Origin of the sequence: Streptomyces sp. 13-12-16 (genome assembly GCF_002114215.1) — a bacterium.
Classification (GTDB): Bacteria; Actinomycetota; Actinomycetes; order Streptomycetales; family Streptomycetaceae; genus Streptomyces.
Genome location: NZ_NCTE01001215.1, coordinates 2,946 through 3,849, shown reverse-complemented (window position 1 = coordinate 3,849; position 904 = coordinate 2,946). Strand labels below are relative to the sequence as shown.

Sequence of the window (904 nt, the reverse complement as noted above, 5' to 3'; positions counted from 1 at the left end):
CGGGCGGCGTCCCGGCCGGCCCCGCACGGACGCACGGCCGAGGCGAGCCGGTGCCGGTCGGCGGCCGCCGTGAAGCCCTCCACCAGCCGCCGCGCGAACGCGGTCCGCCGCACGTACACCTCCGGCGGTGAGCCGACCAGCGCCACCACCCGGTGCCCGAGCCGCGCCAGATGGTCCACACACAGCTCACCGGCCGCCCGGAAATCCAGGTCGACACAGGTCAGCCCGTCCGGGTCGGCGGGCACGCCGATCAGCACGGACGGCAAGGACCTCGCGCGTAACAACGGCAGCCGGGGGTCCTGGAGCTGTACGTCCATCACGATCACCCCGTCCGCCAGCCGGGTGTCCGCGACGCGCCCGATGCCCTCCTCGCCCTCGCCCTGGGTGAGCATCAGCACGTCGTGGTCGTGGGCACGGGCGGCGGTGACCACCGACACCGCGAACTGCGTGACCACCGGCACGTGGACGCCGGAGCGCATCGGGACCGCCAGGGCCAGCACCTTCGACCGGTGGCCGGCCGCGCTCCGGCCACCGCCGTCCACGCGGTAGCCCAGCTCGCGGACGGCCGCCTGCACCCGGAGCCGGGTCGCGTCGGAGATCGGACGCTTGCCGCTGAGCGCGTACGAGACCGTACTGGGGGAGACCCCGGCACGCCGGGCCACATCCGTGATCTTCACCATCGGGCGTCCTCGTCTGCACGGTCCGTGGGGATGCAGAAAGCGGTTTCGAAGCGCTTCGACGGGTGAAGGTATGTGCGGGACCCGTGACCGTCAATGGTTCGGGAGGGAATCGGTGGAGCGGTTCGACGGCCCGAACAGGACGAAGGTGCAGAGGGCCACGAGAAGGGCGATCGCGGCAGCCGCCACCGGCACGCCGTACCCGGCCGTCGCCGAGACGTGCTCCA

1 protein-coding gene is annotated in these 904 nt (G+C 73.0%); it reads right to left on the bottom strand.

Annotation, left to right across the window (positions count from 1 at the left end; translation table 11 throughout):
• On the bottom strand, nt 1-680 hold a 680-nt coding region (locus tag B7767_RS37985), incomplete at its 3' end, for a LacI family DNA-binding transcriptional regulator (RefSeq protein WP_085575962.1).
• Nucleotides 681-904: the final 224 nt, after the last annotated feature.